Consider the following 2,250-nt stretch of genomic DNA (forward strand, 5'->3'; position numbering starts at 1 on the left):
AGAACTTTTCTGACTTTTCTTCAGCTATTTATGAATGTCTGAATGATGCCCATCTGAAACATAAAAAAGAACTGGATTCCTTGCTGACTCTACGATTTCAGAAGTTTAATAAATCTCAGATTATGAACGTCTAAAGTATATACCACCCACTCCAGGCGAACCATTGAGATCAAGAGAGCGCTCGCCATCTGCATCTACCCAATAAGCTACATAGTCAATTTGATCCCTCGTAACAGTCCATCCTGTGATTGCGGTAGAACCAGGGGCAAGTGGTAAATAAGGATCAGGATCTGGGCCAATTTCAAAACTACCATTAGTGATTAGATTGACTTGAAAATTAGGATCGTAAATAGCATAAAGTCCCTGTCCATCATTAGCAACAATAATCTTGCCAGATTTAAGCAATTTATTCTGTTCAACTGTAATTACTTCCCCATTTAAATTAATTATCTTTGAATCATCCTCAGCTTTCAATACCTCCAAGGTTGCCACATCCAGACTATTTCCCTGCACCAACTCCGCAAAAATTGCCCCTCATCTCCCGCGCTATCCACCTGATTAATTTGAGCATCCACATAATGCCCAATTTCTTCTAAAATTACGTTAATTATCGCTGCTGACGAAGCCGTATTTAAAAAAGATGCTGATAGATAAATCTTATTCTTACTGCTGGAATATGCACCATTCGCCGTCCCTAAAACCTCATCACTGAGTACCTCAATTGGGGGAAGTTGACTAAAATTTCGGCTTTGCCACTGCTGTCGTAATTGCGTCGCCTTAACCACATCATAACTTGTGCCAAAAGCGGTTTCTAAATTCGCCCAAAAACCATCAGATTGAGCAAAATTGAACAAAACATCGTCAACAGCAGGAATAATCGGCAACAGGGTAGAAGTGATGACGGTAACAGCAGAGGTTTATTCCTAACAGTTTTAGCCCAACAAGTGCAAATTTTTCAAGACCCCTGTAACAGAAATTAACATTTATTACAAGAAAACGGGTTTCTAAATAGTTTCTCAAAGAAACCCGTTTTCTCGATAATAGGCTAACTGCTGTTTTATTCACGATAATCCTATTATGCCTAAGATCTACCGTCTTGCCCAAGGTCATTTAAACCTATTGGAAACCTGTCCACCGAGATTTCAAAAAGTCTATCTAGAGGAACTTAACACACCAGCTGACCCTGGGCAATTGCAGCGGCAAGAATGGGGCAGTCAGTTTCACCTATTATTACAGCAGCGGGAATTAGGGCTGCCGATCGCGCCTCTATTACGGGAAAATGAACAGTTAGAACATTGTTTAACGGCCCTATTAAAAGCTGCCCCGGCAATTGCCCAAAATCCGGGAGAAACCAATCGAGAAGCGGAACATTGTCGCAGTTTAACTGTGGGTAATTATTTATTAACGGTTATCTATGATTTAATTTTATTAGAGAGCGATCGAGCGGTAATTTTTGACTGGAAAACCTACTTAAAACCGATCGATGCCGACAAACTAGCCAAAAATTGGCAGACGAGACTTTATCTGTATGTTTTGGGAGAAACTTCTGCTTATCCTCTTGATAGTTTATCGATGACCTATTGGTTTGTGCAGTTACCCCGCAGCCCCGAACAAATTACTTTTAACTATAATCGGAAACTACACCAACGGACAGGGCGAGATTTGCGCCGTTTATTGAAGGATCTCGATCGCTATCTATCGGCATACGAAAATGATTTAGTTGATTTTCCCCATCGTCCCGATTGTCAGCTTCATTGTCCCTATTATCTTAGACAAGAGCGATCGGGCCCAATAGACTTACCCTCGCTCGAGGATATCCCTGAAATCAATCCTTTTGTCTAATTATTGCCAATTTTGTCAGATCAGAATTATAAATTCTCAACTCTGAATTCTGAAGATTATTTTTATTTATTCTCCCTTCTCCCCCACTTCCCACTTCCCACTTCCCCACTTCCTAATTCATACTTTGTGCTTTTTGTCAAAAAAACTTTTTTTTTGCAATAAAACTACACAAAAAAAAGATCATCGTTGTGGGTGAAATTGACTAATTTAGCTGTCTTAACTAGGGTCTGCTGAATAAATCTAAAAACCTTGTTGGATAAGACTTTTAGACTTTTTTCCCCTCAAAAAGTGCCAGCCATTGCGGGGATCGGGGGAAAATTCAGGTACTTTTTCCCTGAAAATTAGGTAGTTGACCACCTCAAAACTGGTAAAACCCCACACCCCACACCCCACACCCCACACCCTGCC

Annotated in this window: 1 protein-coding gene and 2 pseudogenes; 2 read left to right on the forward strand and 1 reads right to left on the reverse strand. The window is 40.4% G+C overall.

The window, feature by feature from the left end; genetic code table 11:
• Window positions 1-134 (forward strand): annotated as a pseudogene (locus O9332_RS12430) (IS630 family transposase); the annotation flags it as partial.
• Window positions 135-411: 277 nt separating this feature from the next.
• On the opposite strand, the pseudogene O9332_RS12435 reads toward O9332_RS12430, so the two are convergent.
• A pseudogene (locus O9332_RS12435) lies at window positions 412-899 on the reverse strand (hemolysin); the annotation flags it as partial.
• A 178-nt stretch (window positions 900-1,077) separates the two neighbouring features.
• Between O9332_RS12435 and O9332_RS12440 the strand changes: the two are divergent.
• Complete coding sequence (locus O9332_RS12440; protein WP_002763028.1) at window positions 1,078-1,842, forward strand: PD-(D/E)XK nuclease family protein; 765 nt, start codon at window positions 1,078-1,080, stop codon at window positions 1,840-1,842.
• Window positions 1,843-2,250: the final 408 nt, after the last annotated feature.

Source organism: Microcystis sp. LE19-10.1B (assembly GCF_027530565.1).
Classification (GTDB): Bacteria; Cyanobacteriota; Cyanobacteriia; order Cyanobacteriales; family Microcystaceae; genus Microcystis; species Microcystis aeruginosa.